Origin of the sequence: Kribbella lupini (genome assembly GCF_039529595.1) — a bacterium.
Taxonomy (GTDB): Bacteria; Actinomycetota; Actinomycetes; order Propionibacteriales; family Kribbellaceae; genus Kribbella; species Kribbella lupini.
This window is the reverse complement of record NZ_BAAANC010000003.1, coordinates 937,584-956,320: the sequence shown is the minus strand read 5'-3', so window position 1 is coordinate 956,320 and position 18,737 is coordinate 937,584. Positions and strand designations below refer to the sequence as shown.

Sequence of the window (18,737 nt, the reverse complement as noted above, 5' to 3'; positions counted from 1 at the left end):
CGTCCGACTTGGATTGGTCAACAGCGTACGGATAGCGGTATTTCCAGGTTTCGCGCTCGAATCACTCGTTTCACGCTGGTCACAAGGTCGTCGATGAGTACGACCGTTTGACTTGGTTGGCGAGATTTTGCCGTGCCGTGGGCGCGCGATGTCATCGGTCGGCTCACCTCTGACCGCCCCGGATCCGCTGTTTCGAGGAGTGGTTACGGGCGCAGGGCGTCGAGCGCGATCTCCAGGTGCCGGACCAGTGCCGTCGCGTCACCCGTCACCTTGGTTCGCAACGCGCCGCCCTCGAACGAGTCGATCAGGAAGGCCGCCAGGTCGGCCGCGGGACGCCGGGTTGTCACCTCGCCCGCTGCCTGGCCCTCGGAGATCGCTGCCGTGACGGCACTCGTCCACTTCGCCAGCGACTGTTCGACCGCCTTGCGGAGGTAGTCGCCGCCCGCCGGCGACTCCGCCGCGAGCGTCGCCAGCAGGCAGCCGAACTCCAGGCCGGTCGCCATCGTCCGCCACGCCTGGCCGGCGAAATGATTGCGCAAGCGGTCGATCACCGGCAGACCCTGCTGACCGAGCATTGTCACGTCGGTGGCGTTCACGTAGCGGTCGATGATCTCCGCGGCCAGCTCGGCCTTGGTCTGGAAGTGGTTGTAGAAGGACCCCTTGGGCACGTCGGCGGCATCGGTGAGGTCCTGGATGCTGGCCGCGCTGAAGCCCTGACGCCGGAACACGTCCTCGGCGTGATCGACGATCCGACTCCGCACATTCCCGCGCGTCACGCCGCCAACATACCGGCAACCGCCGATCGGTGCCCTGTTCGTCAGTTCTGGTCAGTCGGTGCTGAGCCCCGACGGCCGCGACGCGCCCCGGCGGTCAAGGTGGCGATGAAGACGCCGAAGATGACACTGCTGATCACAGCTTGAGGGAACGCAGCCGGGAAGAACGAGGGAGCCAGCGCTCTGCCGATCAGAGTGACGGCGAAGAACAAGCCGCCGTTGATCAGCACGAGAAGCCACCATGGAGCCTTTGTCGTCAGGTAGTTGCGCATACCGGAGTTGTAGCTGGAGCGGGGGTCGGACCATCCCAGGTCCGGCCGATCAACCAGGAGCATCCGACGCTGTGCTCGTACGCCAGCGGCCGTCTGGAGGAGCGCAGCGACGGAAGGCTGCGGAGCGCGCGTGGGAAGGAGGTAAAGGTGTGTTGCTGACGGGGCAGCAGTCGAGGGGGTGGGATCGTAAGAGGTGACGCGGTCCACCCTGTCTGCTGGTCTGACCGTTAGGCTCGGCGGTGATCCGTCATCTGAAGACTTGGGAGTAGATGTGGCCACCATTGAGGCCGTCGGCGCCCGCGAGATCCTCGACTCGCGCGGGAACCCCACTGTCGAGGTCGAGGTACTGCTCGACGACGACACCGTCGCCCGGGCCGCAGTGCCGTCCGGCGCGTCCACCGGTCAGTTCGAGGCCGTCGAGCTTCGCGACGGCGACAAGTCCCGGTACGGCGGTAAGGGCGTCCTCAAGGCCGTCACCGCCATCCTGGAGGACATCGACAAGGAGATCGTCGGGTACGACGTGCACGAGCAGCGCCTGATCGACCAGGCCCTGCTCGACCTGGACGGCACCCCGAACAAGGCCAAGCTCGGCGCGAACGCCATCCTCGGCGTCAGCCTGGCGGTCGCCAAGGCCGCCGCCGACTCGGCCGGCCTGCCGCTGTTCCGGTACGTCGGCGGCCCGAACGCGCACGTCCTGCCGGTCCCGATGATGAACATCCTGAACGGCGGTGCGCACGCCGACAGCAACGTCGACGTGCAGGAGTTCATGATCGCCCCGATCGGCGCGGCGACGTACGCCGAGGCGCTGATGCAGGGCGCGGGCGTCTACCACGCGCTGAAGGCGGTCCTGAAGGAGCGCGGGCTGTCTACCGGCCTCGGCGACGAGGGCGGTTTCGCGCCGAACCTGGGCAGCAACCGTGAGGCGCTCGACCTGATCGCCGTCGCGGTCGAGAAGACCGGCCTGAAGCTCGGCACCGACATCGCGCTGGCGATGGACGTCGCGGCGAGCGAGTTCCACACCGATGGCGTGTACGCCTTCGAGGGCGGCAAGAAGTCGGCCGACGAGATGATCGCGTACTACGCCGACCTGGTGGCGTCGTACCCGATCGTGTCGATCGAGGACCCGCTGAACGAGGACGACTGGGAGGGCTGGAAGAGCCTCAGCGCCCAGCTCGGCGACAAGATCCAGATCGTCGGCGACGACCTGTTCGTCACCAACGTCGAGCGGCTGCAGCGCGGCATCACCGAGAAGTCGGCGAACTCGCTGCTGGTCAAGGTCAACCAGATCGGCTCGCTCAGCGAGACCCTGGACGCCGTCGACCTGGCGCACCGCAACGGCTTCACCTGCATGATGTCGCACCGCTCCGGCGAGACCGAGGACACCACGATCGCCGACCTCGCCGTCGCGACCAACTGCGGCCAGATCAAGTCCGGCGCCCCGGCGCGCTCGGACCGGACCGCGAAGTACAACCAGCTGCTCCGGATCGAGGAGGAGCTGGACGACGCGGCCCGGTACGCCGGCCGCTCGGCCTTCCCGCGGTTCCAGGGCTGATCTGATGTCGTCCCGCCGGGATCCCGGTGCCCGGCCCGGCTCGCGTCCGTCGAGCCGGACCCAGTCGCGGCCACCGGTCCGGCGGGACGGCACCCAGCCCAAACGCCGTACGGCGGGAGCACCGCCCCCGCCGCCCAGGACGCGCGGTTCGCGCAACCTGACGGGCAGGGCCGCGGTGGTCCTGCTCGTGCTCGGCGCGCTGATCGTTTCGTACGCGCAGAGCCTGCGGGTCTGGTTCGACCAGCACCAGCAGATCACCGCGCTGCAGCAGGAGATCCGCGACCGCGAGAAGCGCGTCGACCAGCTGAACGACGAGATCGCCCGCTGGGACGACGACGCGTACGTCCGGGCGCAGGCCCGGCAGCGGCTCGGCTGGGTGATGCCGGGTGAGGTGGGGTACCGGGTGATCGGCGCGGACGGCAAACCGATCGGAGCCCCGCCGGAGCCCGTCGGTCCGGCCGACGCCGAGGCCGACGAGCAGAAGCCGACCTGGTACACCAAGCTCTGGGGGAGCGTCGAAGGCGCCGGCAAGCCCGCCGTACCGGCGAAGCCGCCGACCGTGAAGCCGACCCCGAAACCCATCCTCACCCCGAAGGCCAATCGTTGAGCGTCACCCCCGAAGACACCGCCGCCGTCAGCGCCCAGCTGGGGCGTGCGGCGCGTGGCATCCGTTCCATCGCGCACCGCTGCTCGTGTGGTCTGCCCGACGTGGTCGAGACCGAGCCGCGGCTGCCGGACGGTACGCCGTTCCCGACGACGTACTACGTGACGTGCCCGCGGCTCGCGTCCGCGATCGGCACGCTCGAGGCCGAGGGCATGATGAAGGAGATGACCGAGCGCCTCGGCACGGACGAGGAGCTGGCGGCGTCGTACCGGGCCGCGCACGAGTCGTACCTGGCGCACCGGGAGTCGATCGAGCACGTCGAGGAGATCGCCGGGATCACCGCGGGCGGCATGCCGACGCGGGTCAAGTGCCTGCACGTGCTGATCGGCCACTCGCTGGCCGCCGGGCCCGGTGTGAACCCGCTGGGCGACGAGGCGTTGAAGGCCCTGGAGGACTGGGGTCGTCGGGGGCCCTGTGTCTGACCAGCCGGGGGAGACGCCGGAGTCAGAGGATTCCCCGGAGCTCGCCGGCGGAGCCGCCATCACGTCGTCGGCCGCCCCACCGAGCGCCTCCGGTACGCCGACCTCGCCGGTCCTTCCGGAGGACCTGTCCGGCCAGCCCGACGTGATCGGCTCGGCCGAGGCCATGGGCCGGACCCCCGACGCCGACTTCCCGGCCCCGGCGGCCGGTGCCGTCCGCGTCGCGGCCGTTGACTGCGGCACCAATTCCCTGCGCCTGCTGATCGCGGACGTTGCCGACGGCAAGCTCACCGAGCTCGACCGCCGGATGACCGTCGTACGGCTCGGACAGGGCGTCGACTCCACCGGCGCCTTCGCCCCCGAAGCTCTCGAGCGGGCCTTCGCCGCCTCCGACGAGTACGCAGCGCTCGTACGCCGGGCAGGCGTCGAGCGGATCCGCTTCGTCGCGACGTCGGCTGCGCGCGACGTGAGCAATCGCGACGAGTTCTTCGCCGGCATCCGCGAACGCTTCGGCGTCGACCCCGACATCATCTCCGGCGACGAGGAGGCAGCGCTCAGCTTCCAGGGCGCGACCGCCGGGCTCGCCGACCTCGACGTACCGGGCCCGTACCTCGTCGCAGACATCGGGGGCGGCTCCACCGAGCTCGTCCTCGGCGACGAGTCCGGCGTGATCGCGGCCCAGTCGCTCGACATGGGCTCGGTCCGGATGACCGAGCGGCACCTTCCGTCCGACCCGTCGACGATCCCCGAGATGGCCGCGGCGACCAAGGACGTCGACGACCTGCTCGACGCCACCACGGTTCCGTTGCATCAGGCCCGCACTTTGATCGGCGTCGCGGGGACCGTCACGACGGTCGCGGCCGTGGCGCTGAAGCTCACCGAGTACGACCCCGCGGTCATCCACCACGCCCGGATCGAGGGCCCGCTGCTGCTCGACACCACGTCCTGGCTGATGGGCTCGACCCGCGTCCAGCGCATGGTCGAACCGGCCATCCACCCCGGCCGGGTCGACGTGATCGGCGCCGGCGCGCTGATCCTGCAACGCCTGTACGACCGGCTCACGCTGACCCGCGACGAGGTCGTCGTCTCCGAGCACGACATCCTCGACGGCGTCGCCCTGGCCCTCGGCCGCGGATGACGGTCGCGGTCGTCGGGGCCGGCCGGATCGGCATTCCGCTGATCGAGCGATTGGTTGCCGCAGGCTACGAAGTTGTCGGTACCGACATCCGCCCTGACCGCCGCCCAGCCGTCGAGGCGGCCGGCGCGCGCTGGTCCCCGGACCTCGCCGTAGCCGAGGTCGTCCTGACCGTCGTCTCCGGCACGCCTGAGTTGGAAGCCCTTGTCCAGGGCCCCTTTCTCACCCAGCTGCGTCCCGGCACGCTGTGGATCGACCTCACCAGCGCATCGCCCGAGCTCGGCAAGACCGCAGCCCAGGCCGCCGCGGCCGCAGGGATCTCGTACCTCGAATCCCCGCTCGGCGGAGGCATCGAAGGCATGCGCTCAGGCACCCTCACCCTGTACGCCGGCGGCGACCCCGACGTACTGGCCTCGGCCATGCCCATCCTCCGGACCTTCGCCACCACCATCCACCACACCGGCGACCACGGCACCGGTTACCTCACCAAGCTCCTGATCAACCTGCTGTGGTTCGGCCAAGCCACGCTCACCACCGAGGCCCTCCTGCTGGCCCAGCACCACGGCCAGTCCCCGGCCGCCTTCGCCGAAATCCTGAAGGGCAGCGCCGGTGACAGCGCGTTCGCCGAGCGCCACCTGCCCGCGCTCCTGGCCGGCAACTACCTGCCCGACTTCGGCCTCGACCGCTGCGTCGAGGAGCTCGACGCCGTCGAGCACGCCGCCCCGCCGGGCCTGCCGCACCCCATCACCACCGCTGTCGCCGAGGTCCACCGCGCCGCCCTCGACCACTTCGGCCCGATCAACGGCGAACTTCTCGGCCCTGCCTGGCTCGAAGAACAAGCCGGCACCCGCTTGTCCGACCCTCGCCGGCAGGCGTAGTCAGCCCTGCGTCTTCCTGGCCAGCAAGGCGAACGAGTTCGGCAGTCGGCCTCCCCAGACAGCCGCTTCCTGCCCGTCAGGCTTCCAGAACGGCTCCGGATACTCCTCGAGCACGCGCACCTCCAGCCCCGCCGCGACCACCGCCGTGACGATCTGCCCGAGCGTCCACTGCCACTCCTGCGCGCCGTTCGCCGGGAACGTGTCGTTGACGTGCGACTCCGCGAAGTAGCTGCGATCGGGCCGAATCCCGGCCTGCTCCTCGTCCCACACCCACAGCGGCACCGCCGGATGCGCCTCGTACACGAACAAGTGCCCACCAGGCTTCAACAGCGTCGCGACTCCCCGCGCCCACGCGTCGATGTCCCGCATCCAGATCAGCGCGCCCTTGCCCGTGTAGACAAGATCAGCCAGGCCCGGCGTCAAAGGCACGCCAGGCACTTCAGCCGCCACGTAGTACGCCGGTACGCCGAGCTCCCGCGCCCGCCGTTGCGCCGCCGTCGCCGCGGTGACGCTGTAATCGACCGCGACCACCCGACGCGCTCCCGCGGCGATCAGGTCGATGTCGTCCAGCCCGTGCCCGCTCTGCAGGTGCACGACGTCAGGCCGCGTCCGCAGTACCGGCTCGAGCAGTCTCAGCTCGTCGGCGTTCAGCGACTCGCGCCGCGCGGCCTGCGCGAGCAGTTCGTCGTACTCGCGGACGTGCTTCTGAGACGCCTGCTCCCAAACGGCTCTGTTCCGTGCGACCTCTTGATCCACGCGGCCGATCATCCCCTGCGGGCGGCGGGTGGGACCACCGGTTTGTCAGCGGCGACAATTGATCCATGCGGGTCCTGCTGCGGGTCAGGCCGGGGGCGTCGCGGACCCAGGTCGGCGGTCTGTACGACGGTCCCGCGGGTCCGGCGCTGGTCGTTGCCGTGGCGGCGCGCGCGGTAGAGGGCCAGGCGACGAAGGCTGTCCTGGGTGCCGTTGCGGCGGCGTTCGGCGTACGGCGGTCGGCCGTGACGCTGGTGCGTGGCGCGACCAGCCGGGACAAGGTGGTCGACATCGAGGGACCCGAGCCGGACCTTCGCTCCAGGCTCGACGAACTGCTCAGCTGACCGAGCTTTACGTGTGTACGCCGTCCAGCGCGATCTTCAGGACCCGTTGGCGCTGCGCGTCGTCGACGAACCCGGCGGCGGTCAGGCCGCTGACCATCCGGAGCAGGTCGTCGAAGGCGATGTCGGTCCGGGCTTCGCCGGCCGCCTGGGCGCGCTCGAACAACGGCGTACCGGCGGCGTACATCGCCTCGCGTGCCGTCGTGAACATCGCGGCGTCGCGGTTGAGCGCCTCGATGATCGCGCGCTTCGTCGCGGCGTACTGGACGAAGCGGGCGAGCCAGGTCGTCAGCGCCTCCCACGGCGGCAGGTCCGCGACGTCGTCGGCGGCCGCGCACAGCTCCTCGACCTCGCCGAAGTAGACGGCCTCGAACAGGTCTTGGCGAGTGGGGAAGTTGCGGTACAGCGTGCCGATGCCGACGCCGGCGCGGCGGGCGATCTCCTCCAGCGACGCGCCGGTGCCCTGCTCGGCGAAGGCGTCGCGGGCGGCGGTCAGCAGGGCGTCGAAGTTGCGGCGCGCGTCGGCCCGCTGCGGGCGCTTCACCGCGGCCTCCAGGCCGCTGCGCGGAGTCTGAGTCACCTCGATCACCTTAATCGACTAGAAGTGGAGGGGTACCTCCGCTATAGTGGAGGCATGCCTCAACTTTACCATCGGAAGACGACGTCCCCACGCCTGACGCTCGCGGTGCTGGCGACGGTCGTGGCCGCGTTCTCGATGCTGCAGTCGCTGGTGACCCCGGCGCTGCCGGTGATGCAACGTGACCTGCACACCTCGGCGAGCACGGTGACCTGGGTGTTCACGGCCCTCCTGCTCTCGGTCTCGGTGGCGACCCCGCTGCTCGGCCGGATCGGCGACATGGTCGGCAAGGAACGCACGCTGCTGATCGGTCTGGTCGCTCTCGCGGTCGGCTGCCTGCTCGCCGCGCTCGCGCCGAACATCGGCGTACTGATCGCCGCTCGCGTGATCCAAGGCCTCGGCGGGGCGGTGTTCCCGCTGTCGTTCGGCATCATCCGTGACGAGTTCCCCGCCGAGCGCGTCCCGTCCGTGGTCGGCATCGTGTCGGCCGTCATCGCCGCCGGCGGTGGGCTCGGCATCGTGCTCGCCGGCCCGATCGTCGAGACACTCGGCTGGCGCTGGCTGTTCTGGATCCCGATGATCGTCGTCACGATCGCGGCGGTGATGGTCCGGGTCTTCGTGCCCGAATCACCGAACCGCGTGCCCGGCCGGATCGACTGGCTGGCCGCCGCGCTGCTGTCCAGCTGGCTGATCGCGCTCCTCCTGCCGCTGAGCATGGGCCGCTCGTGGGGCTGGGCCTCGGTGCAGACCATCGGGCTTTTCGCTGCGGCCGTCGTACTGGCCGGTTCCTGGATCGCGGTCGAGCTGCGCTCAAAGAACCCGCTCATCGACATGCGCATGATGCGCATCCCCGCCGTGTGGACCACCAACCTGGTCGCATTGCTCTTCGGTGCCGCGATGTTCGCCGTCTACGCGTTCGTCCCGCAGTTCCTGCAGATCCCCAAAGCAGCAGGCTTCGGCTTCGGCTCGACGGTCACCCAGGCCGGCCTGCTGATGCTCCCCATGCTCGTCACCATGGCTCTGGCCGGCTCCTTCAGCGGCCCGATGGCTCCCCGCTTCAGCGTGAAAGCCCAGGTCATCTGGGGCTCCTTCCTCAGCCTGATCGCCTCGGTGATCTTCATTTCCTTCCACGACTCCCCGTGGCAGGTCGCCATCTCCACCGCCGTCTTCGGCCTGGGCCTGGGCCTCGCCTACGCGTCGATGACGAGCCTCATCGTCCAGAACGTCCCCCGAGAACAAACCGGCGCCGCCACCGGCATGAACGCCAACATCCGCACCATCGGCGGTTCTCTGGGTACGGCGATCGCCAGTTCCATCATCACCGCCCACATCCAGCCCTCGGGCCTGCCCGCGGAAGCAGGCTTCACCGACACGTTCATCCTGCTCGCGGCCTTCTCCGCGGTAGCGGTGGTGCTGGCCTTCGCCATCCCCGCCGCCCGCCGAGCCCAGCCCGCAGCCCCGGACCCGCTGCTCGAGGAACTGGTCCGCTAGGTCCGTTCCGGTTGACTGCCGCTGCCCTCGGACTTCCCGGCCCGGTCCAGCGGCGTCAACCGACCTCGACATCCCACGGCCCGCCGTACACCAGGATCGACTCTCCTGGCACCCCGTTTCGGTCAAGAAACATGAACCTCTGCAGGGCGTGCAGCTGATAGTGGCCGGGCGCCAGAACCGACTCGGTGCGACAGCCGATGAGGTTGACGGTCGCCGGGTGCTCGCGGGCCTCGCCCGGGGCGATCGTGTACGTCGTCCCCCTAGTCCCATCGAGCGCTACATGACCCGCAACGACAGGTACGACCTCGGCGGCACCCCGAACATCCTCTCCCCCGTCTGGATCCCGTGTCTGTCCTTTGCTCTTTGTGCTGTTGGTGTGTTGGTCCTGCTCTCTTGTCGGCCGTCTACGCTGAACAGATGAAGTTGCCGCACCCGTTGACTGGGGAGTTGTTCGAGAGTCCGGTGCCGCCTGGGTCGGGGTGGCCGGAGGATCCGGCGGAGGCTGGTACGCCGGTGGCGCACAACCCGGCGGAGGTTGTGGAGCTGGCTCGGGTGGATGGGCTGGCGGAGGTCGATGCTCGGGTGTCGGTTTGTGGTGCTTGTCCTCGGTTGGTGGCCTGGCGGGAGGACGTGGCTCGGGTCAAGCGGAAGTCGTTTGCTGATCAGCCGTACTGGGGGCGGCCGATTGCCGGGTGGGGAGACACCGCGCCACGGATTGTGATTGCTGGGCTGGCGCCGGCGGCCAACGGCGGCAACAGGACTGGGCGGGTGTTCACGGGGGACCGGTCGGGGGACTGGTTGTTTGCCTCGCTCTTCAGGGTGGGACTGGCGAACCAACCGACCAGCGAGCACGCGGGGGACGGGCTGCGGCTGCGTGGGGCTCGGATGATTGCGGCGGTGCGATGTGCGCCGCCCGCCAACAAGCCGACGCCCGGCGAGCGGGACACCTGCAACCCGTGGTTCCGGCGGGAGCTGGAGTTGGTGTTGCCGAGCACCAAGGTGATCGTCTGCCTGGGGAAGTTCGGGTTCGACGTGCTGCTCGGCGCGCTGGAGGGGCTGGGCGGAGTCGTGCCGAGGCCGCGGGCGAAGTTCGGGCACGGCGTTGAGTACGTCGTACCGGTCCAAGGCCGTGAGGTGACGGTGATGGGGAGTTTCCATCCGAGTCAGCAGAACACCTTCACCGGGAAGCTGACCGAGCAGATGCAGGACGCGGTGCTGACCAGGGCGAAGGTGCTCGGAGGGCTCTGATCTCAGGCCGTAAGCGAGATGAGCAGTCGACGGCGCACTCCGGGCCCCACAATAGGGCTCATGGGTCCCTCTCAGGGGTGAAGTTCCGGTGGGCGAGATCACCCACCAGAGGGTTTGTGAAAGTTTTCACGAGCGCGTAACCTGAAGGGGACATGAAGTCGAGTTCGCACTCAGGGAGAGTGAGCGACATGACAGCCCAGGTACCGCACATCCTTGTCGTCGGAGGCGGTTACGTCGGGATGTACACCGCGTACGGCCTGCGCAAGGCCGCCCGGCGGGGCAAGATCCGGGTCACCGTGGTCGACCCGCGGTCGGTGATGACCTACCAGCCGTTCCTGCCCGAGGCGGCGGCCGGCTCGGTGGAGCCGCGGCACGTCGTGGTGCCGCTGCGCAAGACGCTCAAGGGCTGCCGCGTGGTCACCGGGCGGGTGACGAGCATCGACCACGCCAACAAGGTCGCCAAGGTGATGCCCGAGGAGGGGCCGGACTACGAGCTGGCCTACGACCAGATCGTGGTCGCGCTCGGTTCGATCGCGCGCACGCTGCCGATCCCGGGGCTGGCCGAGGAGGCGACCGGGTTCAAGAACGTCGAAGAGGCGATCGCGCTGCGCAACAAGGTGCTGGACCGGCTCGACGTGGCCGCGTCCCAGCCTGACCCCGCGCTGCGCAAGGCGGCGCTGACCTTCGTCTTCGTCGGTGGCGGGTACGCCGGGGTCGAGGCGTTCGCGGAGCTCGAGGACATGGCCCGCTACGCCACCCGGTACTACGACAACATCCAGCCCGAGGACATGCGCTGGGTGCTGGTCGAGGCGACCAACCGGATCCTGCCCGAGGTCGGTCCCGAGCTCGGCCAGTACACGGTCGAGCAGCTGCGCAAGCGCAACATGGACATCAAGCTCGAGACCCGGCTGGAGTCCTGCGAGAAGGGCCACGTCATCCTCAGCGACGGCGAGGAGTTCGAGTCCGACACGATCGTGTGGACGGCCGGCGTGAAGGCCAACCCGCAGCTGGCCAGGACCGACTTCCCGCTGGACGAGCGCGGCCGGGTCAAGTGCCGCGCGGACCTGCGGATCGAGGGCCTGGACGACGCCTGGTCGGCCGGTGACAACGCCGCCGTACCGGACCTGACGTCGGAGACCGGCGCGTACTGCGCGCCGAACGCGCAGCACGCCGTACGGCAGGCCCACCGCCTCGCGGCGAACATCCTCCGCGTCGTCGACGGGCAGGAGCCGCAGGACTACAAGCACAAGTACGTCGGATCGGTCGCGAGCCTCGGCCTGCACAAGGGCGTTGCCCAGCTGTACGGCGTGAAGGTGAAGGGCTGGCCGGCCTGGTTCCTGCACCGGACCTACCACGTGTCCCGCGTCCCCACCTTCAACCGCAAGGCCCGCGTCATCCTCGACTGGACCCTCGCGCTGTTCTTCCGGCGCGAGGTGACCAGCCTCGGCAGTCTGCAGATGCCCAACGAGGAGTTCCGCCGGGCGACGAACAGCTAGTGGTCGACGGGAGCGGTTCCCCATCCAGTGGGAGCCGCTCCCATCCGTACGTCGATCCGGCCGCCGTGCGTGATGAACGACTCGGGCAGCCAGGACTCGGCGCGGCTGTGACCGTTCAGGGCCAGCGATTCGACGTACTGGTTGGTGTCTGAGGTCTGCGGCGCGTTCACAGTCAGCCGTACGCCGTTGCTGCGCTTGATCTCCACCTTCGGGAACAGCGGGCTCCCGACGAGCAGCTCGGCCCGGCCCGGCGTCTGTGGGAAGAGCCCGATCGCGGCGAACACGTACCAGGCCGACAGCGTGCCCAGGTCGTCGTTGCCGGGCAGCCCGGACGGGCCCACGCCGTACACGGTGTCGACGATCTCGCGCGTCGTCGCCTGCGTCTTCCACGCCTCGCCGAGCCCGTTGTAGAGCCAGGGCGCGTGCAGGCCGGGCTCGTTCGTCGGGTCGTAGCGCAACGCGCTGCCGCCCTTGACCGCCCAGTTGCCGGCCTCGTCGTGGAAGAACGCGTCCAGCCGGGGAACGGCCTGCCCGTTCATCGCCGCGGCCAGGCCGGAGACATCCTGCGGGACCATCCACGTGTACGTCGCGCTGGAGCCCTGCGCGAAGCCGACGTCCGTCGACGGGGTGAAGCCGGGCTGCCACGAGCCGTCAGCGAGGCGGGCGCGCTGGTAGCCGACGGCCGGGTCGAAGGTGTTCTTCCACCACGTGCCGCGATCGTTCAGCGCGGCGGAAGGCAGGCCCAGCCGCTGGGCCCACTGGCCCAGCGAGAAGTCGGCGAGCGAGTTCTCCAGCGTCTCGGCGGCGCCGCCCCAGCAGTGGCAGGCGTCCTGCGGCGCGTAGTGCTTGGCCAGGTACGTGTTCAGCGCCGGTCGTTGCCCGGTGCATTGCCCGGGGCAACCGCCGTCGTTCTCGGCCTCGGCGTTCTGCACAGTTGCCTGGTGCAACAACGAGTCATAGGCGCCGCGGGCATCGAAGTTGCGTACGCCCATCGCCGCGAAGGTCGCCAGCGTCGGCGCGGCCGGGTCGCCGGTCATCACGTGCGTGGCGCCGTTGTTGTGCAGCCAGCGGTCCCAGATGCCGTTGTTCTGCTGGGCGAACTGGTACATCGACTGCGCGAAGTCGCCCGCGATGTCCGGCTTCAGCAGCGCGAGGAGCTGGATGTGCGCGCGGTACTGGTCCCAGCCGGAGAAGGTGCCGTACTGCGCCTGCTGGCCGCGGGCGATCCGGTGGATCCGCAAGTCGGTGCCGAGGTAACGGCCGTCGACGTCGCTGAAGATGTTCGGCTGCAGGTACGCGTGGTACAGCGCGGTGTAGAAGGTGGTCCGCTGGGCGTCGGTGCCGCCGGTGATCTTGACGTCCCGGAGTTCCTTGCTCCAGGCCCGGTATCCGTCAGCGGCGACCCGGTCGACGGTGGCGTGCGGCTGGACCTCGGTCGAGAGGTTGCGCTCGGCACCGGCCAGGCTCACGTAAGAGATGCCGATCCGCGTCCGGACCTTCGCGCCGGGCTCGAAGGTGACGTACCCGCCGGAGCCCTTGCCTGCCCGGTCTGCGCCGGTCGCGTAACCCTCGCCGCCGGTGGTGTGGGTGCTGCCCGGCGTCAGGGCCGCGTCCTTCCAGGTGCCGTGGGCAACGATTGGCTGGTCGAAGGACGCGGTGAAGTACAGCCGGTAGTAGGTCTTGCGGTTGTTGATCCCGCCGTTCGCCCGACGGCCGCAGAACGCGCCGGTGAGCACCGAGCCGGTGACCTTGCGGTGCTCGGCGTCGATGGTGATCTCGGCGTCCTCGCTGCCGTTCAACGAGTTCGACGTCCGGAACAGCAGGTTCGCGGCCTGGTCGGCCGGGAAGGTGAAGTCGCCGACGCCGGCGCGCGTCGTCACGGCGAGATCGGTCTGTACGCCGTTGTCGAGCTTCACCGTGTAGCGGCCGGGGACGGCCTTCTCGTTGGCGTGGCTGAAGTTGCTCGCGTACTTGGCGTCCTTCGTGTCCGCCGTCGGCGACGAGTCGACCGCACCGGCGTACGGGAGGATCGGTACGTCGCCGGCCGCGCCCGGGTTGCAGCCGGCGCCGTTGACGTGGGTCAGGCTGAAACCGCGGACGCGCGTGGTGTCGTACTGGTAGCCGTTCGCGGCGCCGGTGCTGGTCTGGTCGCCGCGGGTGCTGGTCGGGCTCCACGAGATCATCCCGAACGGGCGGACCGCGCCCGGCCAGGTGTTGCCGTCGCGGGCCGAGCCGATCAGCGGGTCGACGGAGGCGGCGGGATCGGTCGGGCCGGAAACCGCCGACGGCTGAGCCTCCAGAGGCGGCCGAGCCTGGGCTGGGAGAGCGGGCAGGAGCAGGGCCAGACCGGTGACGGCGGCGACGACGCGGCGCATGGGGAACCTTCCGTGGGGCGGACGGACTCCTTCAGGCTAGACCGCGACAGTGACAGGCGGGTGATCAGCGGCTGTCGTCCAGGAAACCGGCGTCGTGCACGAGCAGCGCGATCTGCACCCGGTTGTTCAGGTCGAGCTTGGTCAGGATCCGGGACACGTGCGTCTTGACCGTCGGGACGCTCAGGTAGAGCGTCGCGCTGATCTCGGCGTTCGACTTGCCCTCGCCGACCGCGACGGCGATCTCCCGCTCGCGCTCGTTCAGCTCCTCCAAGCGAGTCGCGGCGCGGTTCTTGCGCAGGTCCTGGCCCGACGCCGCGACCCGGCTGATCAGCCGCTTGGTCACCGCCGGCGACAGCACCGGCTGGCCGTTCGCTACCCGGCGGACCGACTCGACGATCTCGGCCGGCGGCGTGTCCTTGAGGACGAACCCGGCCGCTCCCGCGCGGAGCGCGCGCAGTACGTGCTCGTCGGCGTCGAACGTGGTCAGGATGACGACCTCCGGCGCCCCCGGCCGGGACCGGACCGACTCGGTCGCGGTCAGGCCGTCGATGCCGGGCATCCGGATGTCCATCAGCACGACGTCCGGCGACTCGCGGTCGATCAGCGCCTGGACGCCGGCGCCGTCGTCGGCCTCGGCGACCACCCGGATGTCCGGCGCGCCGCCCAGCATCATCTTGAGGCCGGCACGCAGCAACGGATCGTCGTCGACGATCACCACCCGGATAGTCATGCGGGCCACGGTAGCCAGGCGGAGAGCCGGAAGTCGCCTTCCGGCGTCCGGCCGTGCTCGAGTCGTCCCTCGACGAGCGCCGCGCGTTCGCGCAGACCCTTGAGCCCCTGCCCCTGATCGCCGGGCCGGATCCTGGGCGCCGGGTTGCTGACGACAACGGTCAGGCCGTTGCCAGGGGCCCCTGTCACCTCGATGTGAACCGGTTCGTCGGGCGCGTGCTTCATCGCGTTCGTCAGCCCTTCCTGAACGATCCGGTACGCCGTACGCCCGACGTGCTCGGGCAACGAACCCGGCGCGTCCAGCTCCAGCTCCACCGGTACGCCGGCCCGCTGCGCGCCCTCGACCAGCACCGGCAGGTCGCCGAACGTCGGCTGCGGAAGTTCGCCGACCGGCGCGCGCAGTACGCCGATCACCTCGCGCAGGTCCTGCAACGCCTGGTGCGCGCTCGACCGGATGATCTCCGCGGCACCGGCGATCTCCTCGGTCGACGCGTCGGGCCGGTAGGCGAGCGCGCCGGCGTGCACGCTGAGCAGCGACAGGCGGTGCCCGAGGACGTCGTGCATCTCGCGGGCGATCTCCTCGCGGGCCCGGAGCTGGCCCTGCTCGGCCTCGAGCCGGGCGACGCTCTCGGCCCGCTCGGCGCGCTCGCGCAGGGTCTGGAGGAGCTGGCGGCGCGACCGGATGTAGGAGCCCCAGCCGACAGCCGCGATGTAGAGGGGGAGAGCGGTGGCGTACACCAGTACGGGAGGGTCGTTGGTCTCGCGGACGAGGGAGTAGAGGACCACGCTGACGACGTTCAGGGCGCCGATCAGCAGCGTCACCCGGAGCTGGAAGTAGACGGCGACGTTCATCGCGAAGATGAGCGCCGCGATCCCACCGGTCTCGGAGTAGATCGTCACCAGCGCAGACAGCACCGCCAGCTGGATCGGCCAGCGCCTCCGGAACCACAGCAGCAGGCAGAGCGCGATCCCGCTCACGAAGTCCGCGAGGAACATCCAGTCCGGGATCCGGTCGGCGGAGTTCTGGTCGTACAGGATCAGGCCGACCAGACTCGCGAGCAGGAACGCGACCGAGTCGACGACCCAGTCGCGGGCGCTGCGCCGGCGATTGAGCGACTGGTCCACGCTGTTGACGATAGCGAGCCTGCGGCCGTCGTACGGCGTGATCGCGCGGTCCGGATACCGAAGTCGGGGCAGGTCGAGACTTTCGGTTGGGTACGGTTCCGGCATGACTCAGCTCGCCGTCACCGTCATCGGACCCGATCGCCCGGGCATCATCGCCGACGTCACCGAGGCGCTCGCCCAGGTGGGGGTGAACCTCGAGGACTCCACGATGACGCTGCTGCGCGGGCACTTCGCGATGATGATCGTCTGCAGCGGGCCGTTCGCGCCGGTCAAGGAGGCGCTGGAGCCGCTGCGCGGCGAACTGGTGATCACGGTGCGGGAGATGGGGCCGGAGACCGCGCACGCGCCGCTCGGCGCGCCGTACCTGCTGAGCGTGCACGGGGCCGACCGGCCGGGGATCGTGTCCGCGGTGACACGGATGATCGCCACGGTCGGCGGGACGGTCACCGATCTGACGACGCGGTTGAGCGGCGAGTTGTACGTGCTCACCGCCGAGGTCGAGATCCCGCCGACGGCGGAACTGCCGATGCTGATGCGGGCGCTGGAGATCACCGCCGAGGAACTGGGCGTCGGGGTCACGCTGCATCCAGCCGAGAGCGACGATCTGTGATCGGTCACCTGAACCAGACCCTCGCGGCGTGGTCGCCGGCCCAGCTCGGGTTGGCGGGCGACGTACTGGAGGTCGTCCGGGCGCCACATCCGGTGCTGGCGCTGGAGGGGGCGGTGGTCGATCCGCTCGATCCGGTGATGGTTGCCCTGGCCGCCGATCTCGTGGCGACGATGCGGGTCTCGCCCGGCTGCGTGGGCCTTGCGGCGCCGCAGGTCGGGGTGGCGGCGCAGATGTTCGCGCTGGATGTCACCGGGCATGCGAAGACGCGCACGTGCCACGGGGTGTTCGTGCTGTGCAACGCGGTGGTCGTCGAGGCGAGCCGGCGAGAGAAGGCACGCGAGGGCTGCATGTCGGTTCCCGACCTGACGGGTGACGTCAAGCGGGCCACGCGGCTGACTGTTTCGGGGGTGCTGCCGGGGACCTCTGACGTCGTGACGCTATCGACCGACGCCTTCGAGGCGCGGGCTCTGCAGCACGAGATCGACCACTGCAACGGAGCGCTGTTCCTGGACCGGGTGGCGGGGGCGCATGCGATCTACCCGCGGAAGGTCTATCTCTAGGGTGGTGCTTCGAGTCAGCATTTGGCATGGCGACTTTTGACCGATCCGATGACGTGCGGGGCGCTCGGTTCGTAGGGGCGGATCTGCAGGGTGCTCGGTTCACCGAGACCGACCTGTCGGGCGTGGTGATGCGAGGCGTGGAGATCCGCGACGGCGACATCGACGCGCCGTGGCTGAGCTCGTTGAGGGTCAACGGTGTCGACGTCGCTCCGTACGTCGAGGCTGAGCTCGACCGGCGGTTTCCCGGTCGGGAGCTGCGACGGGCTTCGACGCCTGGCGGGCTGCGCGAGGCGTGGGCCGCGCTCGAACGCACCTGGTCGGCGACTCTGACCCGAGCCGCCGCGCTACCCGCTGGATCGGTCGACATCTCCGTCGACGGCGAATGGACCTTCGCCCAAACCCTGCGACACCTGATCCTCGCCACCAACACCTGGCTCGGCCGCGGCATCCTCGAGCAGGAGCAGCCCTTCCACCCCCTAGGCCTGGCCGACACCGGCGCCGCCGAGGAGGGCCTGGACCTCACCCTCTTCGCCACCGGCACCCCGCCGTACGAGGACATCCTGAAGGCCCGCGCGGACCATCAGACGATGGTCCGCGACTACATCGCTGCCGCGACTTTTGAGTCGCTGCAGGTCCCACGCAAGAACCCGCACGCCCCGCAGCACCCCGAAACCACCCTCTCCTGCCTCCACGTGATCCTCGAGGAGGAATGGGAACACCACCGCTACGCCGTCCGCGACCTCGACACCCTGGAAGCCCAGTCCTGACGGCGAGAGTTCAGAGCTCGACCGCCTCGACAAGACCGGACCTCAACAACTGGGCGACATCGACAGGGTTCACGTTGGGCGGCAGCAGCATCCCGGTGGTCAGACGGACCTCCCTGAGCAGCCACTCCGCCTCGGGAGGACAGGACCACGCCGGTCGAACCCCCGCGACCTCCTCAGGAGCAAGCATCTGCCGCGGGTGGAGCATGATGGACGCCGCCAGGACCCGGTAGCGGGTGTCAGCCATGTTCCTCAACTCCCTCGGGGCTTGCTGTCGAGTGCAACCAGCCGAGAGATTCCTGTCAAGGGCGCCCACGAGGACTGGTACCGAAACATCACCCGTACGGCGTCCGCGACCTCGACACCCTCGATCGTGGTCCAGCCGACGTCTGATCCACGCGACCCCTTGTGGTGGATGCGCAGCGTGACGATGCTGGCTGGATGAGGCCTATCGACTTCGAGCTCCAGCGGACGATCCGTGCACCGATCGACCAGGTGTTCGCGCGCATCGCCGACATTGAGGGCCACAACACGTGGATGGCCGGCACGGGAAGCATGCTCAAGCAGAGCCGTCAGACCTCTCCCGGAGCACCCGCCGTCGGCACGACGTTCGTCGACGAGACGAGCCAGGGCCCGATGCCCGGCGAGATCACCGAACTGGAGGCGCCGCACACGATCGTCTTCCACTGGTGGGAGAAGTCGAAGTCCGGCAAGCTCAAGTTCGAGGGTTGGCCGAGCTACCACCTCGAGCCCGCCGGCCCCGGCGAGACCCTCGTCCGCCACCGCGGCAAGCTGGTCCCGTACGGCGCCTGGCGTTTGGCCACGCCGGTCCTGCGCCGCTTCGCGATCAAGGAACGCACCATCACGGTCGACGCCCTGAAGGCATCCTTCGAACGGAATCGAGAAGCCTGAGTCAACATCCTCCGTGCGGTGACTACGCGTGCGCCGCGTGGCACTCGAACCCGGACGCGTTTC

21 protein-coding genes are annotated in these 18,737 nt (G+C 69.5%); 13 read left to right on the top strand and 8 right to left on the bottom strand.

All coding sequences use genetic code 11. The features are described 5' to 3' along the window. Nucleotides 1-203 precede the first annotated feature (203 nt). Entirely contained in the window at nt 204-776 is a 573-nt protein-coding gene (locus ABD235_RS30710) for a TetR/AcrR family transcriptional regulator (RefSeq protein WP_344180504.1), read from the bottom strand. A gap of 41 nt (nt 777-817) precedes the next feature. Next, the gene (locus tag ABD235_RS30705; protein WP_344180502.1) at nt 818-1,045 is read right to left on the bottom strand and encodes a hypothetical protein; all 228 of its coding nucleotides are present in this window, start codon (nt 1,043-1,045) and stop codon (nt 818-820) included. A 271-nt stretch (nt 1,046-1,316) separates the two neighbouring features. On the opposite strand from ABD235_RS30705, the gene eno reads away from it, so the two are divergent. The 5 genes from eno to ABD235_RS30680 are packed head-to-tail and all read left to right on the top strand — an operon-like array spanning nt 1,317 to nt 5,693. Further along, complete coding sequence (gene eno / locus ABD235_RS30700; RefSeq protein ID WP_344180500.1) at nt 1,317-2,597, top strand: phosphopyruvate hydratase; 1,281 nt, start codon at nt 1,317-1,319, stop codon at nt 2,595-2,597. A 4-nt stretch (nt 2,598-2,601) separates the two neighbouring features. Next, the gene (locus ABD235_RS30695) at nt 2,602-3,204 is read left to right on the top strand and encodes an FtsB family cell division protein (RefSeq protein ID WP_344180498.1); all 603 of its coding nucleotides are present in this window, start codon (nt 2,602-2,604) and stop codon (nt 3,202-3,204) included. Then, nucleotides 3,201-3,683, top strand: coding sequence for a DUF501 domain-containing protein (locus tag ABD235_RS30690; protein ID WP_344180496.1), 483 nt, complete (start codon nt 3,201-3,203; stop codon nt 3,681-3,683). The genes ABD235_RS30695 and ABD235_RS30690 overlap by 4 nt, the downstream gene beginning before the upstream one ends. Next, nucleotides 3,676-4,818 (top strand): Ppx/GppA phosphatase family protein, encoded by a 1,143-nt coding sequence (locus tag ABD235_RS30685; RefSeq protein ID WP_425553200.1) that lies wholly within the window; start codon nt 3,676-3,678, stop codon nt 4,816-4,818. Before ABD235_RS30690 ends, ABD235_RS30685 begins: the two co-directional genes overlap by 8 nt. Next, the gene (locus tag ABD235_RS30680; protein WP_344180494.1) at nt 4,815-5,693 is read left to right on the top strand and encodes an NAD(P)-dependent oxidoreductase; all 879 of its coding nucleotides are present in this window, start codon (nt 4,815-4,817) and stop codon (nt 5,691-5,693) included. The genes ABD235_RS30685 and ABD235_RS30680 overlap by 4 nt, the downstream gene beginning before the upstream one ends. Here the strand turns inward: ABD235_RS30680 and ABD235_RS30675 are convergent, their stop codons facing one another. Continuing rightward, the gene (locus ABD235_RS30675) at nt 5,694-6,449 is read right to left on the bottom strand and encodes a class I SAM-dependent methyltransferase (protein WP_344180492.1); all 756 of its coding nucleotides are present in this window, start codon (nt 6,447-6,449) and stop codon (nt 5,694-5,696) included. It lies immediately after the preceding gene. Between the two features lie 65 nt (nt 6,450-6,514). Between ABD235_RS30675 and ABD235_RS30670 the strand changes: the two genes are divergently transcribed. After that, nucleotides 6,515-6,790, top strand: a complete 276-nt coding sequence (locus ABD235_RS30670) for a DUF167 domain-containing protein (RefSeq protein WP_344180490.1) — start codon at nt 6,515-6,517, stop codon at nt 6,788-6,790. A gap of 7 nt (nt 6,791-6,797) precedes the next feature. On the opposite strand, the gene ABD235_RS30665 is transcribed toward ABD235_RS30670, so the two are convergent. Further along, nucleotides 6,798-7,367, bottom strand: a complete 570-nt coding sequence (locus ABD235_RS30665) for a TetR/AcrR family transcriptional regulator (RefSeq protein ID WP_344180488.1) — start codon at nt 7,365-7,367, stop codon at nt 6,798-6,800. A 54-nt stretch (nt 7,368-7,421) separates the two neighbouring features. On the opposite strand from ABD235_RS30665, the gene ABD235_RS30660 reads away from it, so the two are divergent. From ABD235_RS30660 to ABD235_RS30650, 3 genes are all read left to right on the top strand, one after another. Beyond that, nucleotides 7,422-8,855 carry an MFS transporter gene (locus ABD235_RS30660; protein ID WP_344180487.1) on the top strand — a complete coding sequence of 478 codons (1,434 nt, stop codon included), beginning with the start codon at nt 7,422-7,424 and terminating at the stop codon, nt 8,853-8,855. 417 nt (nt 8,856-9,272) lie between these two features. After that, nucleotides 9,273-10,103 carry a uracil-DNA glycosylase gene (locus ABD235_RS30655; protein ID WP_344180485.1) on the top strand — a complete coding sequence of 277 codons (831 nt, stop codon included), beginning with the start codon at nt 9,273-9,275 and terminating at the stop codon, nt 10,101-10,103. A 188-nt stretch (nt 10,104-10,291) separates the two neighbouring features. Continuing rightward, entirely contained in the window at nt 10,292-11,599 is a 1,308-nt protein-coding gene (locus ABD235_RS30650; RefSeq protein ID WP_344180483.1) for an NAD(P)/FAD-dependent oxidoreductase, read from the top strand. On the opposite strand, the gene ABD235_RS30645 is transcribed toward ABD235_RS30650, so the two are convergent. The 3 genes from ABD235_RS30645 to ABD235_RS30635 all read right to left on the bottom strand — a co-directional run bounded on the left by ABD235_RS30645 (nt 11,596) and on the right by ABD235_RS30635 (nt 15,828). Continuing rightward, nucleotides 11,596-13,974, bottom strand: a complete 2,379-nt coding sequence (locus ABD235_RS30645) for a GH92 family glycosyl hydrolase (protein WP_344180481.1) — start codon at nt 13,972-13,974, stop codon at nt 11,596-11,598. The genes ABD235_RS30650 and ABD235_RS30645 overlap by 4 nt on opposite strands. A gap of 64 nt (nt 13,975-14,038) precedes the next feature. Then, on the bottom strand, nt 14,039-14,704 hold the full coding sequence (locus tag ABD235_RS30640; protein ID WP_344180479.1) for a response regulator transcription factor: 666 nt from the start codon (nt 14,702-14,704) through the stop codon (nt 14,039-14,041). Next, nucleotides 14,701-15,828: a sensor histidine kinase gene (locus ABD235_RS30635; protein ID WP_344180477.1), complete on the bottom strand. Its 1,128-nt coding sequence runs from the start codon at nt 15,826-15,828 to the stop codon at nt 14,701-14,703. The genes ABD235_RS30640 and ABD235_RS30635 overlap by 4 nt, the downstream gene beginning before the upstream one ends. Nucleotides 15,829-15,931: 103 nt before the next feature. Between ABD235_RS30635 and ABD235_RS30630 the strand changes: the two genes are divergently transcribed. The 3 genes from ABD235_RS30630 to ABD235_RS30620 are packed head-to-tail and all read left to right on the top strand — an operon-like array spanning nt 15,932 to nt 17,765. Then, nucleotides 15,932-16,438 (top strand): glycine cleavage system transcriptional repressor, encoded by a 507-nt coding sequence (locus tag ABD235_RS30630; RefSeq protein WP_344180475.1) that lies wholly within the window; start codon nt 15,932-15,934, stop codon nt 16,436-16,438. Next, nucleotides 16,435-16,998: a peptide deformylase gene (locus ABD235_RS30625; RefSeq protein ID WP_344180473.1), complete on the top strand. Its 564-nt coding sequence runs from the start codon at nt 16,435-16,437 to the stop codon at nt 16,996-16,998. The genes ABD235_RS30630 and ABD235_RS30625 overlap by 4 nt, the downstream gene beginning before the upstream one ends. A gap of 26 nt (nt 16,999-17,024) precedes the next feature. Further along, a complete protein-coding gene (locus ABD235_RS30620; RefSeq protein WP_344180471.1) occupies nt 17,025-17,765 on the top strand; it encodes a DinB family protein in 741 nt (246 codons plus the stop codon). A gap of 10 nt (nt 17,766-17,775) precedes the next feature. Here ABD235_RS30620 and ABD235_RS30615 read toward each other — a convergent pair whose 3' ends face one another. Beyond that, the gene (locus ABD235_RS30615; protein ID WP_344180469.1) at nt 17,776-18,009 is read right to left on the bottom strand and encodes a hypothetical protein; all 234 of its coding nucleotides are present in this window, start codon (nt 18,007-18,009) and stop codon (nt 17,776-17,778) included. Between the two features lie 194 nt (nt 18,010-18,203). Between ABD235_RS30615 and ABD235_RS30610 the strand changes: the two genes are divergently transcribed. Continuing rightward, complete coding sequence (locus ABD235_RS30610; protein ID WP_344180467.1) at nt 18,204-18,674, top strand: SRPBCC family protein; 471 nt, start codon at nt 18,204-18,206, stop codon at nt 18,672-18,674. Nucleotides 18,675-18,737 lie beyond the last annotated feature (63 nt).

Bases quoted from the DNA above. Each gene is read 5' to 3' on its own strand.
- ABD235_RS30640 (WP_344180479.1), bottom strand. From the start codon at position 14,704: ATGACTATCCGGGTGGTGATCGTCGACGACGATCCGTTGCTGCGTGCC.
- ABD235_RS30645 (WP_344180481.1), bottom strand. From the start codon at position 13,974: ATGCGCCGCGTCGTCGCCGCCGTCACCGGTCTGGCCCTGCTCCTGCCC.
- ABD235_RS30620 (WP_344180471.1), top strand. From the start codon at position 17,025: ATGGCGACTTTTGACCGATCCGATGACGTGCGGGGCGCTCGGTTCGTA.
- ABD235_RS30705 (WP_344180502.1), bottom strand. From the start codon at position 1,045: ATGCGCAACTACCTGACGACAAAGGCTCCATGGTGGCTTCTCGTGCTG.
- ABD235_RS30650 (WP_344180483.1), top strand. From the start codon at position 10,292: ATGACAGCCCAGGTACCGCACATCCTTGTCGTCGGAGGCGGTTACGTC.
- ABD235_RS30670 (WP_344180490.1), top strand. From the start codon at position 6,515: ATGCGGGTCCTGCTGCGGGTCAGGCCGGGGGCGTCGCGGACCCAGGTC.
- ABD235_RS30630 (WP_344180475.1), top strand. From the start codon at position 15,932: ATGACTCAGCTCGCCGTCACCGTCATCGGACCCGATCGCCCGGGCATC.
- ABD235_RS30615 (WP_344180469.1), bottom strand. From the start codon at position 18,009: ATGGCTGACACCCGCTACCGGGTCCTGGCGGCGTCCATCATGCTCCAC.
- ABD235_RS30655 (WP_344180485.1), top strand. From the start codon at position 9,273: ATGAAGTTGCCGCACCCGTTGACTGGGGAGTTGTTCGAGAGTCCGGTG.
- ABD235_RS30610 (WP_344180467.1), top strand. From the start codon at position 18,204: ATGAGGCCTATCGACTTCGAGCTCCAGCGGACGATCCGTGCACCGATC.
- ABD235_RS30660 (WP_344180487.1), top strand. From the start codon at position 7,422: ATGCCTCAACTTTACCATCGGAAGACGACGTCCCCACGCCTGACGCTC.
- ABD235_RS30695 (WP_344180498.1), top strand. From the start codon at position 2,602: ATGTCGTCCCGCCGGGATCCCGGTGCCCGGCCCGGCTCGCGTCCGTCG.
- ABD235_RS30680 (WP_344180494.1), top strand. From the start codon at position 4,815: ATGACGGTCGCGGTCGTCGGGGCCGGCCGGATCGGCATTCCGCTGATC.